This window comes from Paracoccus albus (genome assembly GCF_027913035.1).
Classification (GTDB): Bacteria; Pseudomonadota; Alphaproteobacteria; order Rhodobacterales; family Rhodobacteraceae; genus Paracoccus; species Paracoccus albus.
On record NZ_CP115775.1, the window covers coordinates 328,747 to 342,859 of the forward strand.

At 61.0% G+C, this 14,113-nt stretch carries 15 protein-coding genes; 8 read left to right on the forward strand and 7 right to left on the reverse strand.

Annotated features, from left to right (window positions below; translation table 11 throughout):
* Positions 1 to 231: 231 nt before the first annotated feature.
* The 3 genes from pyrG to PAF20_RS01690 form a co-directional block, all read right to left on the reverse strand.
* Complete coding sequence (gene pyrG, locus PAF20_RS01680; protein WP_271072025.1) at positions 232 to 1,878, reverse strand: CTP synthase; 1,647 nt, start codon at positions 1,876 to 1,878, stop codon at positions 232 to 234.
* A gap of 151 nt (positions 1,879 to 2,029) precedes the next feature.
* Positions 2,030 to 2,557 (reverse strand): preprotein translocase subunit SecG, encoded by a 528-nt coding sequence (gene secG / locus PAF20_RS01685; protein WP_271072026.1) that lies wholly within the window; start codon positions 2,555 to 2,557, stop codon positions 2,030 to 2,032.
* A 129-nt stretch (positions 2,558 to 2,686) separates the two neighbouring features.
* Positions 2,687 to 3,643: an acetyl-CoA carboxylase carboxyltransferase subunit alpha gene (locus PAF20_RS01690; protein WP_271072027.1), complete on the reverse strand. Its 957-nt coding sequence runs from the start codon at positions 3,641 to 3,643 to the stop codon at positions 2,687 to 2,689.
* 101 nt (positions 3,644 to 3,744) lie between these two features.
* Here PAF20_RS01690 and PAF20_RS01695 point away from each other — a divergent pair, with 101 nt between their 5' ends.
* From PAF20_RS01695 to PAF20_RS01715, 5 genes are all read left to right on the forward strand, one after another.
* Entirely contained in the window at positions 3,745 to 4,554 is an 810-nt protein-coding gene (locus PAF20_RS01695; protein ID WP_271072028.1) for a S49 family peptidase, read from the forward strand.
* Between the two features lie 102 nt (positions 4,555 to 4,656).
* Positions 4,657 to 5,589, forward strand: coding sequence for a calcium/sodium antiporter (locus PAF20_RS01700; RefSeq protein ID WP_271072029.1), 933 nt, complete (start codon positions 4,657 to 4,659; stop codon positions 5,587 to 5,589).
* Positions 5,586 to 6,359 (forward strand): SDR family oxidoreductase, encoded by a 774-nt coding sequence (locus tag PAF20_RS01705; RefSeq protein ID WP_271072030.1) that lies wholly within the window; start codon positions 5,586 to 5,588, stop codon positions 6,357 to 6,359. The genes PAF20_RS01700 and PAF20_RS01705 overlap by 4 nt, the downstream gene beginning before the upstream one ends.
* 302 nt (positions 6,360 to 6,661) lie before the next feature.
* Positions 6,662 to 8,518, forward strand: coding sequence for an excinuclease ABC subunit UvrC (gene uvrC, locus PAF20_RS01710; RefSeq protein WP_271072031.1), 1,857 nt, complete (start codon positions 6,662 to 6,664; stop codon positions 8,516 to 8,518).
* A gap of 75 nt (positions 8,519 to 8,593) precedes the next feature.
* Complete coding sequence (locus PAF20_RS01715) at positions 8,594 to 9,040, forward strand: YtoQ family protein (protein WP_271072032.1); 447 nt, start codon at positions 8,594 to 8,596, stop codon at positions 9,038 to 9,040.
* A 5-nt stretch (positions 9,041 to 9,045) separates the two neighbouring features.
* Here the strand turns inward: PAF20_RS01715 and ruvX are convergent, their stop codons facing one another.
* Positions 9,046 to 9,513: a Holliday junction resolvase RuvX gene (gene ruvX, locus PAF20_RS01720; protein WP_271072033.1), complete on the reverse strand. Its 468-nt coding sequence runs from the start codon at positions 9,511 to 9,513 to the stop codon at positions 9,046 to 9,048.
* The gene (ccmI, locus tag PAF20_RS01725; RefSeq protein WP_271072034.1) at positions 9,510 to 10,736 is read right to left on the reverse strand and encodes a c-type cytochrome biogenesis protein CcmI; all 1,227 of its coding nucleotides are present in this window, start codon (positions 10,734 to 10,736) and stop codon (positions 9,510 to 9,512) included. Before ccmI ends, ruvX begins: the two co-directional genes overlap by 4 nt.
* Before the next feature lie 182 nt (positions 10,737 to 10,918).
* Between ccmI and PAF20_RS01730 the strand changes: the two genes are divergently transcribed.
* The gene (locus PAF20_RS01730) at positions 10,919 to 11,158 is read left to right on the forward strand and encodes a hypothetical protein (RefSeq protein WP_271072035.1); all 240 of its coding nucleotides are present in this window, start codon (positions 10,919 to 10,921) and stop codon (positions 11,156 to 11,158) included.
* A gap of 167 nt (positions 11,159 to 11,325) precedes the next feature.
* The gene (locus PAF20_RS01735; protein ID WP_271072036.1) at positions 11,326 to 11,928 is read left to right on the forward strand and encodes a superoxide dismutase; all 603 of its coding nucleotides are present in this window, start codon (positions 11,326 to 11,328) and stop codon (positions 11,926 to 11,928) included.
* Between the two features lie 49 nt (positions 11,929 to 11,977).
* Here PAF20_RS01735 and PAF20_RS01740 read toward each other — a convergent pair whose 3' ends face one another.
* A complete protein-coding gene (locus PAF20_RS01740) occupies positions 11,978 to 12,235 on the reverse strand; it encodes a DUF6522 family protein (RefSeq protein WP_271072037.1) in 258 nt (85 codons plus the stop codon).
* 73 nt (positions 12,236 to 12,308) lie between these two features.
* Here PAF20_RS01740 and PAF20_RS01745 point away from each other — a divergent pair, with 73 nt between their 5' ends.
* On the forward strand, positions 12,309 to 12,983 hold the full coding sequence (locus PAF20_RS01745; RefSeq protein WP_271072038.1) for a 5-formyltetrahydrofolate cyclo-ligase: 675 nt from the start codon (positions 12,309 to 12,311) through the stop codon (positions 12,981 to 12,983).
* Here PAF20_RS01745 and PAF20_RS01750 read toward each other — a convergent pair.
* The gene (locus tag PAF20_RS01750) at positions 12,980 to 14,101 is read right to left on the reverse strand and encodes an HPP family protein (protein WP_434802933.1); all 1,122 of its coding nucleotides are present in this window, start codon (positions 14,099 to 14,101) and stop codon (positions 12,980 to 12,982) included. The genes PAF20_RS01745 and PAF20_RS01750 overlap by 4 nt on opposite strands.
* Positions 14,102 to 14,113 lie beyond the last annotated feature (12 nt).

The following is a 14,113-nucleotide window of genomic DNA, read 5'->3' on the forward strand; positions in this document are numbered from 1 at the left end:
TATATACAGCTTGGACTGGCAATACGCGACCGAAAGCAAGCCCATCCCAAGTCAGATAATTCGCGACCCTCTCTCTTCGCGGGCAGGGGCGCACTATATCCGTTTTGAGGGCGCGTTGCGAGGCAGCCGTCTTAACGAAAACGGCTGGTCACCTTCGCCGATCACTGAAACAGCGCCAGTATGCGTGGCGCCGTTTACATGACATATCGTGCTTGCCGGGCTTTGCCGCGTTCAGACCAGCCTGGCGCCTTCCTTCGCCGCCTCGACAAAGCCGTCGAAGAGGGGCGCAGGGTCGAAGGGTTTGGACTTCAGTTCCGGATGGGCCTGCACGCCGATGAACCAGCGGTGATCGGGGTATTCGACCGCCTCGGGCAATTTGCCATCGGGCGACATGCCCGAAAAGGACAGGCCGGCCTCTTCCAGTTGCGGGATATAGCTGGCATCGACCTCATAACGGTGGCGGTGGCGGTCCTCGATCTCCAACGCGCCGTCATAGGTGTCGGAGATGCGCGAGTCGGGTTTCAGTACCGCCGTATAGGCCCCAAGGCGCATGGTGCCGCCCTTGTCGTCGGACAGGCTGCGCTGCACCTTGTAATTGCCCTGCACCCATTCCTTGAGGTGATAGACGATGGGGGTGAAGCGTTCCTTTCCGGCCTCGTGGTCGAATTCTTCGGAACCGGCATCTTCGATACCCGCCAGATTGCGCGCAGCCTCGATCACCGCCATCTGCATACCAAGACAGATGCCAAGGTAGGGCACATTCTTTTCGCGGGCATATTTCGCCGCAGTGATCATGCCCTCGGTGCCGCGTTCGCCGAAGCCGCCGGGCACGATGATCCCGTGATAGCCGTCAAGCAAGTGCTGGCCGCCCTCTGCTTCTATATCTTCGGCGGCGATCCAATCCGATTTTACCTTAACGCGATTCGCCATGCCGCCATGAGTCAGCGCCTCGGCAATCGACTTATAGGCATCTTCCAGCTGCGTGTACTTGCCGACGATGGCGACCTTGACGGTACCGTCGATATTGGTCAGGCGGTCCATCACCTCTTCCCAGCGGGACAGATCGGGGCGCGGGGCTGGGCTGATCTGGAAGGCGTTCAGAACAGCCTGATCGAGACCGGCGCTGTGATATGCCAGCGGTGCCTCATAGATCGACTTTAGGTCGTAGGCCGGGATCACGGCGTCCGGGCGGACGTTACAGAACAGCGCGATCTTGGCGCGTTCCTTTTCCGGGATCGGGTGTTCGCTTCGGCAGACCAGGACGTCTGGCGCAAGACCAATGGATTGCAGTTCCTTGACCGAGTGCTGGGTCGGCTTGGTCTTCAGCTCGCCCGAGGCAGCCAGATAGGGCAGCAGGGTCAGATGCATCAGGATGCATTCGCCGCGCGGGCGTTCATGGGTGAACTGGCGGATCGCCTCGAAGAAGGGCAGCCCCTCGATGTCGCCGACCGTGCCGCCGATCTCACACAGCATGAAATCGACCTCGTCGTCGCCGATGGCGATGAAATCCTTGATCTCGTTGGTGACGTGGGGAATCACCTGGATGGTCTTGCCGAGATATTCGCCGCGCCGCTCTTTCTCGAGCACATTGGAATAGATCCGACCCGAAGAGATCGAATCGGTCTTGCGCGCGTGGACGCCGGTGAAGCGTTCGTAATGGCCGAGATCCAGATCGGTTTCCGCGCCGTCATCGGTGACGAAAACCTCGCCATGCTCGAAGGGCGACATGGTGCCGGGATCGACGTTCAGATAGGGGTCCAGCTTGCGCAGGCGCACCGTGTATCCACGGGCCTGCAAAAGCGCACCAAGCGCCGCGGAGGCCAGCCCTTTGCCAAGGGAGGACACAACGCCGCCGGTGATAAAGATATAACGCGCCATGCGGCCCCCGTGAGTTCTCGAATCAGTCGTTTTCGCGGCCGCAGATAAGCGCCGTTCACGGGACTAAAGATATAACCGATTTGTCCCGTGGCCGCAACGCGGACCGCAAGTTGTCGTGGGGGCAGAATTCCTGCCCCCAAAGTGTTGGGTATCAGTTGGCCGCCGGAGGCGTGACCGGGCTGTCGGTTGCTGGCGTATCCGCTGCGGGTGCTGCCGGTTCAGCCGGTGCGGCTTCCTCAGCCGGCACAACCTCTGCAGGGGCAACTTCGGCCGCGGCGGGCGCTGTTGCCGCTGGCGCGGCAGCTTCGCCCTCTGGCGCCGGGGGTGCCACGGGGGATCCTACGCCGGGCGGGGGCACATAGGTCGGCAGCGCAGGGGCAGAGCCGTCGCCGGTTTCGCCTGACGTATCCGCACCGATGCCGATCTGGTCCAGCACCGAACCGCCCGAGGTGTTGCGTGCGGCGATGACCGTCAGCGTGAGAGAGGTGGCGATGAATGCCGCCGCAAAAATCCAGGTCATCTTTGACAGCGCGTTCGCGGCCTGACGACCTGTCATGACCCCGCCGCCGCCTCCGCCGCCGCCCATACCCAGCCCACCGCCTTCGGAGCGTTGCAGCAGCACGATGCCGATCAGCAGCAACGCTAGGATCAGATGGACGGTCAGGACGACATTTTCCAAGACTCGGGCCTTTCGATTACGGACGGGCCTATCTAGTCAGCGCAGACAGTGTTGGCAAGACGGGGACGCTGCAAAGCCATCGCAGTGTTCGTTTGTTTTCCGACCATAGGTGAATGATCGCAACGGCTGTTAACCCAGCCCCTTCTTACCCATATCCAGAAACTTCTGGCGACGCTGCTTGATGAGTTCGGCGGGCTTCTTGGCGGACAGATCTTTTAGTAGCGCGGCGATTTCCTTGCCGACCGCGTCGATGGCCGCCTCCGGCGCGCGCTGAGCACCGCCGACGGGTTCGGTCACGATCTGGTCAATGACGCCAAGTTTTTTCAGGTCTTGAGCGGTCAGGCGCAGCGCCTCGGCGGCTTCGCGCATCTTGTCGGCATCTTTCCAGAGGATCGACGCACAGCCTTCGGGCGAGATCACCGAATAGATCGAATGTTCCAGCATGACGATGCGATTCGCGGTGGCGAAGGCGACCGCCCCGCCCGATCCGCCCTCTCCGATGATGACAGAGATCAGAGGAACGCCGATCTGCAGGCATTTCTCGGTCGAGCGGGCAATCGCCTCGCTCTGGCCGCGTTCTTCTGCGCCCTTGCCGGGATAGGCGCCGGCGGTATCGACCAAGGTTATGACGGGCAGCCCGAAACGGTCGGCGAGGTCCATCAGGCGAACCGCCTTGCGATAGCCTTCGGGCCGGGCCATGCCGAAATTATGGTCGATCCGGGATTTCGTGTCGTGGCCCTTTTCGTGGCCGATCACCACGCAGGGGATGTCGTTGAAGCGGGCAAGGCCGCCCATGACGGCCAGATCGTCACCAAAGCCCCGGTCGCCTGCAAGGGGCGTATATTCCGTGAAGAGCCGTTCGATATAATCGCGGCAATGCGGCCTTTCCGGATGCCGGGCGACCTGCGTTTTGCGCCATGCATCGAGGTTGCCGTAAAGCTCCTTGAGCAGGCTGTTCGCCTTTTTGTCCAGGGCGGCCGCTTCTTTTTCAACGTCTACGGACGAATCTTTTTCGCCCATGGTCCGCAATTCTTCGGCCTTGCCTTCGATATCGGCCAGGGGCTTTTCGAAATCGAGATAGGTCATGAGGCTCTCCAGTCGTGTCGCGCCCTTATATGCGTTGCGTGCGAACAGATTGCAACGCGCGACGCTTGTCCGGCGCGCCAAGGGCGCATATCTGGGGAAACATGAAAATACCGTTCATCAATCCCGCGCCGCGGATCAGCGTCATCCGCCTGCAAGGCACCATTCGCAGCGCGTCGGGTCTGGGCGGTGCTGCGCTGAATGATGCGGGGCTTGCGCCGCTGCTGGAACGCGCCTTTACCAAGGGTAAACCCAAGGCGGTTGCGCTGGCCATCAACTCTCCGGGCGGTTCGCCTGTGCAATCGTCGCTTATTGCCGCGCGAATCCGGCGCCTGGCGGAAAAGCATGAGGTGCCGGTTCACGCCTTTGTCGAAGATGTCGCGGCCTCTGGCGGGTACTGGCTGGCGACGGCCGCGGACAAGGTCTGGGCGGATGAATGCTCTGTCATCGGATCTATTGGCGTGATTTCCGGCGGGTTCGGCCTGCAGGACTTCATCGCGCGGCACGGGATCGAGCGGCGGATCTACACGGCCGGAAAGTCGAAATCGCAACTGGATATGTTCCGTCCCGAGAAGCCAGAGGATGTTGCGCGCTTGCAAAGGCTGCTGGATGACATGCACCGGATCTTTATTGCGCAGGTCAAGGCGCGTCGTGGTGACCGTCTGGCAAACAGTGATGAACTGTTCAGCGGTGAATTCTGGCTGGCGCGTCGTGCGCAGGATCTGGGCCTGATCGACGGTATCGGACATCTTGCGCCGAAGATGCGAGCGTTGTTTGGTGACGACATCCGCTTTCAGAGCTTCGGACAGCGCAAATCCTTCCTTCGCCGCTTCGGCATCGCAGGTGCGGATCTGGCCGAGGACGCCATGGGCGCGGTCGAGGAGCGCGCCGCATTTCAAAGGTTCGGCGCATGATTAAATTTGTCATCATCATTCTTCTTCTTTTCGTCGCATTGGCACTTTTCTCTGGCCCAGGCGTTCGTCGTTTCATTGCCAAGATGCTGGGGCTGCCCAATCGTGATCGTTGATCTTCTTTTCATTGTCGCCGGCCTTGCCCTGCTGGTTGTCGGTGGCGATTTTCTGGTGCGCGGTGCGGTGGCGCTTGCCCTTCGGCTTGGCATTGCGCCGGTCATCGTCGGGCTGACGGTTCTGGCTTTCGGCACCTCGGCGCCAGAGCTGATCGTTTCGGTCGCCGCCGCTATTGGCGGTCAGCCGGGGATTGCGCTTGGCAACGCCGTCGGATCGAACATCGCGAATGTGCTGCTGATCCTTGGTGCGACGGCCGTCATCGCCCCGGCGCTGAGCCATGATGATGAGCTGAAGGTCAGTTGGGTCTATGCGGTGACGGCATCCATCCTGCTGATTGTGCTGTGTCTGCTGGGACCGCTGGTCTGGTGGCACGGTGCCATCCTTCTGGCCGGGCTGACAGCAACGCTGTATCTGCAGATCAAGCGGGCGAAAACGCGCACAGGCGACGCGCCAGAGGTGCAGGACGAACATGCAGCGCCACGCAGTATTGCCATCTGGCTTTTGATCGGTCTTGTCGCACTGCCGATAGGTGCGCAGCTGCTTGTCGAAGGTGCCAGCGATATTGCGCGGGGCTTCGGCATCAGCGATGCGGTGATCGGGTTGACGCTGGTTGCAATCGGCACATCCTTGCCAGAGCTTGCGGCATCGGTCGCGTCGGCACTGCGTGGCCGGGCGGATATGGCGCTTGGCAATGTCATCGGCTCGAACCTGTTCAATATTCTGGCGATCCTTGGGATCACGGCGTTTTTCGGGCCGCTTGATGTGCCTGCACAGATGCTGCATTTCGACCTGTGGTTCATGCTGGCGGTCACGCTGGTGATCGGCCCGTTCCTGCTGCGGCACATTGCGGTCGGTCGGGTGGCGGGCGCGGGGCTGCTGACGACCTATGCGCTGTATACCCTGTGGCTGTTGGCGGCATGAGCGTTGGCCTGATCACCGGCTCTGCGAAGCGTCTGGGTCGCGCCATGGCGCTGCAACTGTCGGAAGAGGGGCTGGACATCGCCATTCACTGCCACAGCTCTGGCACAGAGGCAGAGGAAACGGCGCAGGCGGTCCGTGCGATGGGTGTACGGGCAGAGATTTTCGCGGCGGACCTTCTCGATCTGGATGCGGTCGAAGGGTTGGTGCCGACAGTTGCGCAGCGGATGGGGCAGGTCTCTGTTCTGGTCAACAATGCGTCGATCTTTGAACATGACACGGTCCACACCGCTACCCGTGACGGCTGGGACCAGCATATCGGATCGAACCTGCGCGCGCCCTTCATACTGTCGCAGGCCTTTGCCGCGCAGGCCCCGCAGGTCGATAATCTGGGTGCAGAGCCACTGGCAACCGGGCTGATCGTGAACATGGTCGATCAGCGTGTCCTGAAGCCGACGCCAGAGTTCATAACCTATGCCATCGCGAAGGCCGGGCTGTGGGAAATGACGAAGATGCTTGCACAGGCACTGGCCCCCGCGATCCGGGTCAATGCCATCGGTCCCGGCCCGACATTGCAGGGCGCACGGCAGAGCGCGGCTGACTTTGCCCAACAGCGCGGCGCAACCATTCTGCAACGCGGCGCAGACCCCGGCGATGTGGCGCAGGCGCTGCGGTATTTGCTGGGCGCAAAGGCGATAACGGGGCAGTTGATTTGCGTGGATGGTGGCCAGCATCTGGCGTGGCAAACGCCTGATCTGCAAGGCTCGGAATAGGACGGCTTAGCTGCCGCCCATGTCAAACTGTCCACCTTTGCTGCTGCAGCAACAAAAGCATCAAGAATCCGTCATGTATTTCAGTGTTTTGTCGGCGTCAGATAAAATATGTAACAAAAACAACTACGTAACTTTGTGCCTAAAAAATAGGCAGGATAGAAATATGATCCCAAATGCAATGAATTCCGCAGTCGGGCGTATTGCACCCACAGAGTTATCCACAGAATCCGTGGATAGGTTTGCCCTTGCACTCTGTTCTCAGAACTTGCAGCCGAGCACCAGAATCACCCATTTGTAGAGACATGAGCGAATCCCAGCAGAAACTGACAGGCCGCGCCCTGATCGCAGATTACCTGAAGACCCTTGATGCTTCGCCGGGGGTTTATCGGATGCTGGGTGAAAAGGGCGATGTTCTCTATGTCGGCAAGGCGCGCAACCTGAAGGCGCGCGTGTCCAGCTATGCGCGGGGGCAGGGGCATACGGGGCGGATTTCACGCATGATCCGCGAAACCTGCTCGATGATGTTTCTGACGACGCGCACAGAGACAGAGGCGCTGCTGCTTGAACAAAACCTCATTAAGCAACTGAAACCGCGCTATAATGTTCTGCTACGGGACGATAAGTCCTTCCCGAATATCCTGGTCGCGAAGTCGCATCCGTTTCCGCAGATCAAGAAGCATCGTGGTGCGAAATCAGAGAAGGGTGATTACTACGGCCCCTTTGCCGGTGCGGGCGCGGTTAACCGGACGCTGAATCAATTGCAGCGGGTGTTTCTGCTGCGCAATTGCACCGATGCCGTTTTCGAAAGCCGGACCCGGCCTTGCCTGCTGTTTCAGATCAAGCGGTGCAGCGCGCCCTGTGTCGGCAAGATTTCCGAAGGTGATTATGGCGCGTTGGTCAATGATGCCGAGCTTTTCCTGAAAGGGCGCAGCACGAAGATTCAGGCCGATCTGGCGTCCGAGATGGCAGAGGCGGCCGAGGCGATGGAATATGAACGCGCCGCCGCCCTGCGCGACCGGATCAAGGCGCTGACGGCGGTTCAGTCAGTTCAGGCGATCAACCCGCGACGCATTGCCGAGGGTGACATCGTTGCGCTGCACATGGAAAACGGGCAGGCCTGCGTGCAGGTATTCTTCATTCGCGGCAACCAAAGCTGGGGCAATCGCGATTTTTATCCCCGGCTGGGCGGTGTGGAATCGCCTGATGAAGTGATGCAAGCGTTCCTGATGCAGTTCTACGACAACAAGGTGCCGCCGCGTATGGTGCTGCTGTCGCATGGGGTCGAGGATATGGACCTGATGCGTGATGCCCTGTCCGAAAAGGCAGGGCGGAAGGTCGTGCTCGGTGTGCCGATGCGCGGCGAAAAGGCAGAGATGGTAGAAAACGCAATTCGCAACGCCCGCGAAAGTCTGGCCCGGCGCATGTCGGAAAGTGCCACGCAAATGAAACTGCTGGAGGGGGTGGCTGATGCGTTTGATCTGCCCGGCCCGCCCCGCCGGATAGAGGTCTATGACAACTCTCACATCATGGGCTCAAACGCGGTTGGTGGCATGGTCGTTGCCGGGCCAGAGGGGTGGATCAAAAGCCAGTACCGTAAGTTCAACATCAAGGGGACAGAGATCACGCCGGGCGACGATTTCGGCATGATGAAAGAGGTCCTGACCCGTCGTTTCACCCGGCTGCTGAAGGAGGACCCGGATCGCGAATCCGAGGCCTGGCCTGATCTGCTGCTGATTGACGGCGGCGCGGGACAGGTAAGTGCCGTGCATGAAATCATGGCGGAACTGGGGGTCGAAGATATTCCCATGATCGGCGTCGCCAAGGGTCAGGACCGCGATCACGGGAAAGAGGAATTCCATCGTTTCGGCGTGCGTCCTTTTGCGCTGCGGATGAATGACCCGGTGCTGTACTTCATCCAGCGGCTTCGGGATGAAGCCCACCGTTGGGCCATTGGAACCCATCGCGCAAAACGCGCCAAGGCCGTGTCAGCGACGCCACTTGATGAAATCGCGGGCGTCGGTGCCTCTCGCAAGCGGGCGCTGCTTGCGCATTTCGGTTCGGCCAAGGCGGTCAGCGGGGCCGCTGTCGCCGACCTGATGGCGGTTGATGGGATCAGCGAAGGGCTTGCGCAGAAGATCTATGATCATTTTCGGGGATGATCCTGGCGGTTGCTGGTGGTGACAATCCTGCCAGTGCTGGCTATCCCGTAGCAGAACCGAAAGAAGGAGCGCGAGATGCTGAATGTCTATCTGTCAGGTGAAATTCACACCGACTGGCGCGATCAGATTGTCGAAGGCGCACGGGGCCTGGACGTGAGGTTTGACGGGCCCGTCACCGACCACGCGGCCAGCGATGACTGTGGTGTTGCCATCATGGGGCCCGAGGACAACAAATTCTGGCACGACCGCAAGGGCGCGCAGCTAAACGCGATCAGAACGCGCAAGGGGATCGAAGACGCCGATATCGTCGTGGTGCGGTTCGGGGAACAGTACAAGCAGTGGAACGCGGCTTTTGATGCCGGATATGCAGCGGCGCTTGGCAAGTCGCTGGTGATTATGCACGGCCCGGACCATGCTCATGCCCTGAAGGAGGTCGATGCGGCAGCGCTTGCGGTGGTCGAGCGGCCAGATCAGGTGGTTTCGATCCTGCGCTATGTGCTCGATGGGGTGCTGCCGGGATAACAGCGTCAGCCCAGGAAGCGCAGCCGATCCAAAGCGCCTTGCAGAATATAGCCGGCCGCAACCTGATCTATGACCTCTGCCCGGCGCCTGCGAGAGGTATCTGCCTCTAGCAGCGCCCGCTCTGCTGCCACCGTAGACAGGCGTTCGTCCCAAAAGCCGATGGGCAGATCGGTCAGACGTGTCAGGTTGCGGGCGAAGGCGCGGGTGGACTGGCAGCGCGGCCCCTCACTGCCGTCCATATTGCGGGGCAGGCCGAGGATGATGCCAGCCAATCCGCGTTCATCCGATATTTTCAGCAGGGCCGCCGCGTCCTGCGTGAACTTTACGCGCCTGATGACCGTAATTGGTGACGCGACCTGCCGAAGCCCGTCGCTGACCGCAACCCCGATGGTCTTGGTGCCGAGATCCAGACCGGCGATGGCGCCTGCGCCGGGCAGGGCAGAGGCAAAATCGGCGATATCTTCGTGGATCATTCCGTCAGCCCTGCCTGCTGTGCAGCTGCCTGGATCGGTGCAAGAGCGTCGGGCTCCTCCGAAAAGAGGCTCTGCGCCTCGGCATAGATTTCCTGCGCGTGTTCCATATCGCCCAGGACGCCCAGCGATGAGATCAGCCGCGCCCATTCATCGGGTGTGCCGCCCTCTGTTCCCAGCCGGGTTTCAAGCTGCTCGACCATATTGCGGACGAAAGCCTGACGCTCCTCTGGCGACATATCCGCGGCCGCTTGCATGGTTTCTGCATCCGGTCCGGGAGGTGCTGCGGATTGCGGGGGCTGGTAGTCGGGCTGGCCGGCCAGCCATGCGATGTCCTCGATCACTGCCGCGATGGCCTGGTTCCAGGGAGATTCCGGGGGCGTGTCTTCCAGCAGCGCGGCCCAGACAGGGAAGGCGCGATCAGGCCGGCCATTCTGCGCCTGCAGCAGCCCGATCATGTAACGGGCCTGTGGGTTATCCGGGTCGAGCTGAAGCGCGCGTTGGACCTCTGCCTCTGCCTCTGGTGTGATCAGCCCACCGGCTGCTTCGGTCATAAAACCGGCAAGCAGGGCATGATCGGCGGCAGTTGCTGCGTCCCCTTTCGCCTCGATCAGTCTGGACTGCGCCTGCTTTGCGGCGAGGGTATTGCCCAAACGCGCCTCATACCGGGCCAGCAAGGTCAGACCACGCACGTCATTGGGCCGTGTCGCGACCCCCTCGCGCAGTTCTGTCATCAGTGCCGCAAATTCGGCGTCAGGCTGTGGGCCGGGTGCCTGTTCTGGTTGCGCGGCTTCGGCGGCTGCCTGCGAGCTGCGGGCGGCATAGCGCGCCTCTGCCTGAGCGATGCGGGATTTCAGCGCCATATCGGGATCATCCGGTGATCCGATGCGTGCATAGACCAGCCACCCGCCGCCGATCAGTACACCCAATACAACGGCTGCCAAAATGCCATAGCGGCGCGAGGCTGCGTGAGAGCGGTTTTCTTTCTGAAACTGCTGATCGGCGCTCAGCACCTTGCGGCCGATTTCCACCCGCAGGCGCTCGGCCTCCACCGGGGAGATGATGCCGCGCGACAGGTCGCGGTCAACTTCGGTGAGCTGGTCGCGATAAATGCGCAGGTCATATGCGGCCGCCGGTTCCGCGACGGCAGCGTTGGCCCGCCAGAACGGCCACAAGATCGCAAGCGCGACAGTCAGGGTCAGGGCGATGGCAAGCAGCCAGAACATGAGGGATCCTTTTTTCTGCTGTCCTAGTTAAGCCCTTTGTGAGACCGGCAAAACCCCGCCCACGGCGCGATTGCCGGAAGTTTGATGCATATTCCTGCGGCAGATTGTTGCATCTTTGGATCCATATGCCGAGTTGCGCATTATACGACAGACTTGCACATCAAAGCGGAGCAAAAAAATCCATGGCTAACGAAGTCCGGAGCAACAACAACAACCTGTATTTCATCGTCGGCGCGCTCGTCGTCGCCGTATTGGTCATTTTCTGGCTCATGAGCGGTGGGGATGATGTGGCAGAAGGTGAAGGTGCGGGCGGCGATGCCGTCGTCACCGTTGAAACCCCGGAAGCAGAGGCCGAAGCCCCCGCAGCCGACGCCGTTGAAGCAGAAGCCCCCGTCGAAGGCGAAGCGGCACCGGCGAACTGATCCCGGCCGCAAACTGAACAGAGGCCCCGAAGCGCTGCTTCGGGGCTTTTTTCTTTTGGCTGCCATATGTTAAGCCTGCGCCCGGAACCTACGCCGATCACCTTGCGTTGCGTGGGTGACCGCAGCCGGGCAGGCAAAGGGTCTGCCCCAGACAAGAGGATGAGAATATGGCCTTTACGCTTCCCGATCTTCCCTATGCCCATGACGCGCTTGCCGCAGGTGGCATGTCGAAGGAGACGCTGGAATTTCACCATGACAAGCACCACAAGGCCTATGTCGACAAGCTGAATGAGCTGGTCGCCGGAACCGAGTGGGAAGGCAAGTCGGTGGAAGACATCGTCACCGGCACCTATGAAAAAGGCGCAGTCGCGCAAAGCGGCATTTTCAACAATGCCAGCCAGCACTGGAACCACAGCCAATTCTGGGAAATGATGGGGCCGAACCCCGGCGCGATGCCCGAAAAGCTTGAAAAGGCAATCACCGACAGCTTTGGCTCTGTCGATGAGTTCAAGAAGAAGTTCAGCGAAGCTGGCGCCGGTCAGTTCGGCTCTGGCTGGGCGTGGCTGGTTCAGAACAAGGACGGCTCGCTGGAGGTGACCAAGACCGAAAACGGCGTGAACCCGCTGGTCAACGGTCAGACCGCTCTGCTGGGCTGCGATGTGTGGGAGCATTCCTATTACATCGACTTCCGCAACGCGCGTCCGAAATATCTGGAAAACTTCCTGAACAAGCTTGTGAACTGGGAAAACGTCGCATCGCGCATGGCGTGATCCGGCTCTCAGCTTTGATGACGAAGGCCCGCCCGACCGGCGGGCCTTTTCATTTTGATGGGCGTTCGAACCGTGCGCGGCTGAGGATATTTCCGGTCTCGTCGACGGTCAGGCGCAGCACCTTTGCGCGATAGAAGAATGACAGGCGATGGCGTCCTTCGTCGTCGCCTTCGCCCCGTTCGTTTCGTGTGGTTATGGCACCGGTGGACATGGCCCGTGCTATTGCATGTTCGGGCAGGTCCAGCCCTTCGGCAATGATCTTTGCGTCGACGGTGAAGTTGTTGCCCTCGCGTGTGACGTCGGTCATGTGCACCCCCTTGCCAAGCGCTGCCCGGAAGGCGCAGCATTGCAGTGAATGATGGAAGCCTCAAGCAAGCGCCATGACGGATGACAAGCCAAACCCGGATTACGCGTCTCCTGCCTGTATGGCGAGGGAGATTGCACCGGACTATTTCGATCCGTTTGCCCGCGATGAGATCGCGGCGAAGGATGCGGCACGCTGGCGCAAGGCAGAGCGTGCGCGGCTTCTGGCCGAACGTGAGGGGGAGGATGCGGCCGCACGCCAAGCAGCCGACCGGGCGATTGCCGAAAGGCTGGACGACGTGCTTGCGACACGGTTTCACGGGCGCGACGATCTTGTCCTCGCCGGGTTCTGGCCGATCCGCGCAGAGGTCGATCTGCGTGACTGGATGGCGCGCTACAGCGAAAAGGGGTGGCGCATTGCGCTTCCCGTCGTGACCGCGAAGGATCAGCCGCTGATCTTTCGGCCGTGGTCACCCGATGCGTCGATGCGGCCGGGACGCTGGAATATACCAGAGCCGGATACGCGGGCCAGCGTGGTGCCGCAGATCGTTCTGACACCGCTGGTCGGGTGGGACAGCGCACGTTACCGGATGGGATATGGCGGCGGTTTCTATGACCGCACATTAGCGGCGCTGCGCCCGAGGCCCTACGCCATCGGCATAGGTCTGGAAGCGGGGCGCCTGCGCACGATCTATCCGCAAGCGCATGACGTTGCTCTGGACCTGATTGTGACGGACGAAAGCTCGATCTAGGCAGGGGCATCGGTGCGCAGGCTGTGCCGGGCCAATGCCGAGATCAGATCGGTCTGAGTGACGACCCCGACGATGCGAGAGCCGTCAAGAATGGGGATCGCGTCCATTCCATTGCTGGCGAGATTTGGCAACAGGGCGGCAATCGGCGTTCCGGGTGCCGCCACGGACACGCTGGTATCCATAATGCTGGCCGCGGTTGTCGGTGACGCGCCTGCATAACTGGCCCGTATCATCTGCAACTGAAGGATAAGCCCGCGGAACTCTCCATTCCCGTCAACCACTGGAAGCGAAGTAAACCCGTGGCGCAGGAACAGTGCTGCCACATCGTTTATCGGCGTGTCGGGCGAGACGCTGACCAGATCACGCGACATGATCGCGTCGGCTGTTTGCGGCCCGACCAGATGAGCTGCCGCCTGCAACTCTGCCGCCCCGATCAGCCGGGCGAGGTCCTCTACGCCAAGGTTCAGCGACTGGCGATAACGCGTCAGGATATCGACTAACTCGTCCTCGGTCAGGCCGAGCCGTTCGACAGGGACGGGGTCGTGCGTCCCGTGTGGATTGGTTTCCCCGAACTGCCTGAACGGATAGCGCCGGCCGGTCAGGTGCGCGTAGACAGCCGCTGTGATCACAAGCGTCATGGTGCCTGTCATCACGGGCACAAAGGCAAAGCTGAAGCCAATCGGCAGAATGTTCTCTGCCCCAAGCGCAACCGTCATGGCCACTGCACCGCCGGGTGGATGGGTCGCACGCAGCACCGCCATGACAAGAATGGCAAGCCCGACAGAGAGCGGTACGCTCAGCAGCGGTTCAGCGGGCAGGAATGTACAAATCCCGATCGCGACCAGTGCAGAGGCCGTATTCCCGACAATCGCGGGCCAGGGCTGCGCCAGCGGGCTGTTCGGCGCGGCAAAGACCAGAACCGAAGTCGCGCCGAAAGGGGCGATCAGATAGACAGCCAGCCAGATGTCCGGGGACAGCCATATCGCCACCACAGCGGTTGCCATCAGGCCCAGAAATGCGCCGAATCCGGCGCGAAATGCCTCTTGCGCGGGGACAGAGGCAACGGGGCCGAGTGATCGGATGTGCAGATGTCCCAGCAGGGAAGTCACGGCTTGCATGGCATTCTCAGA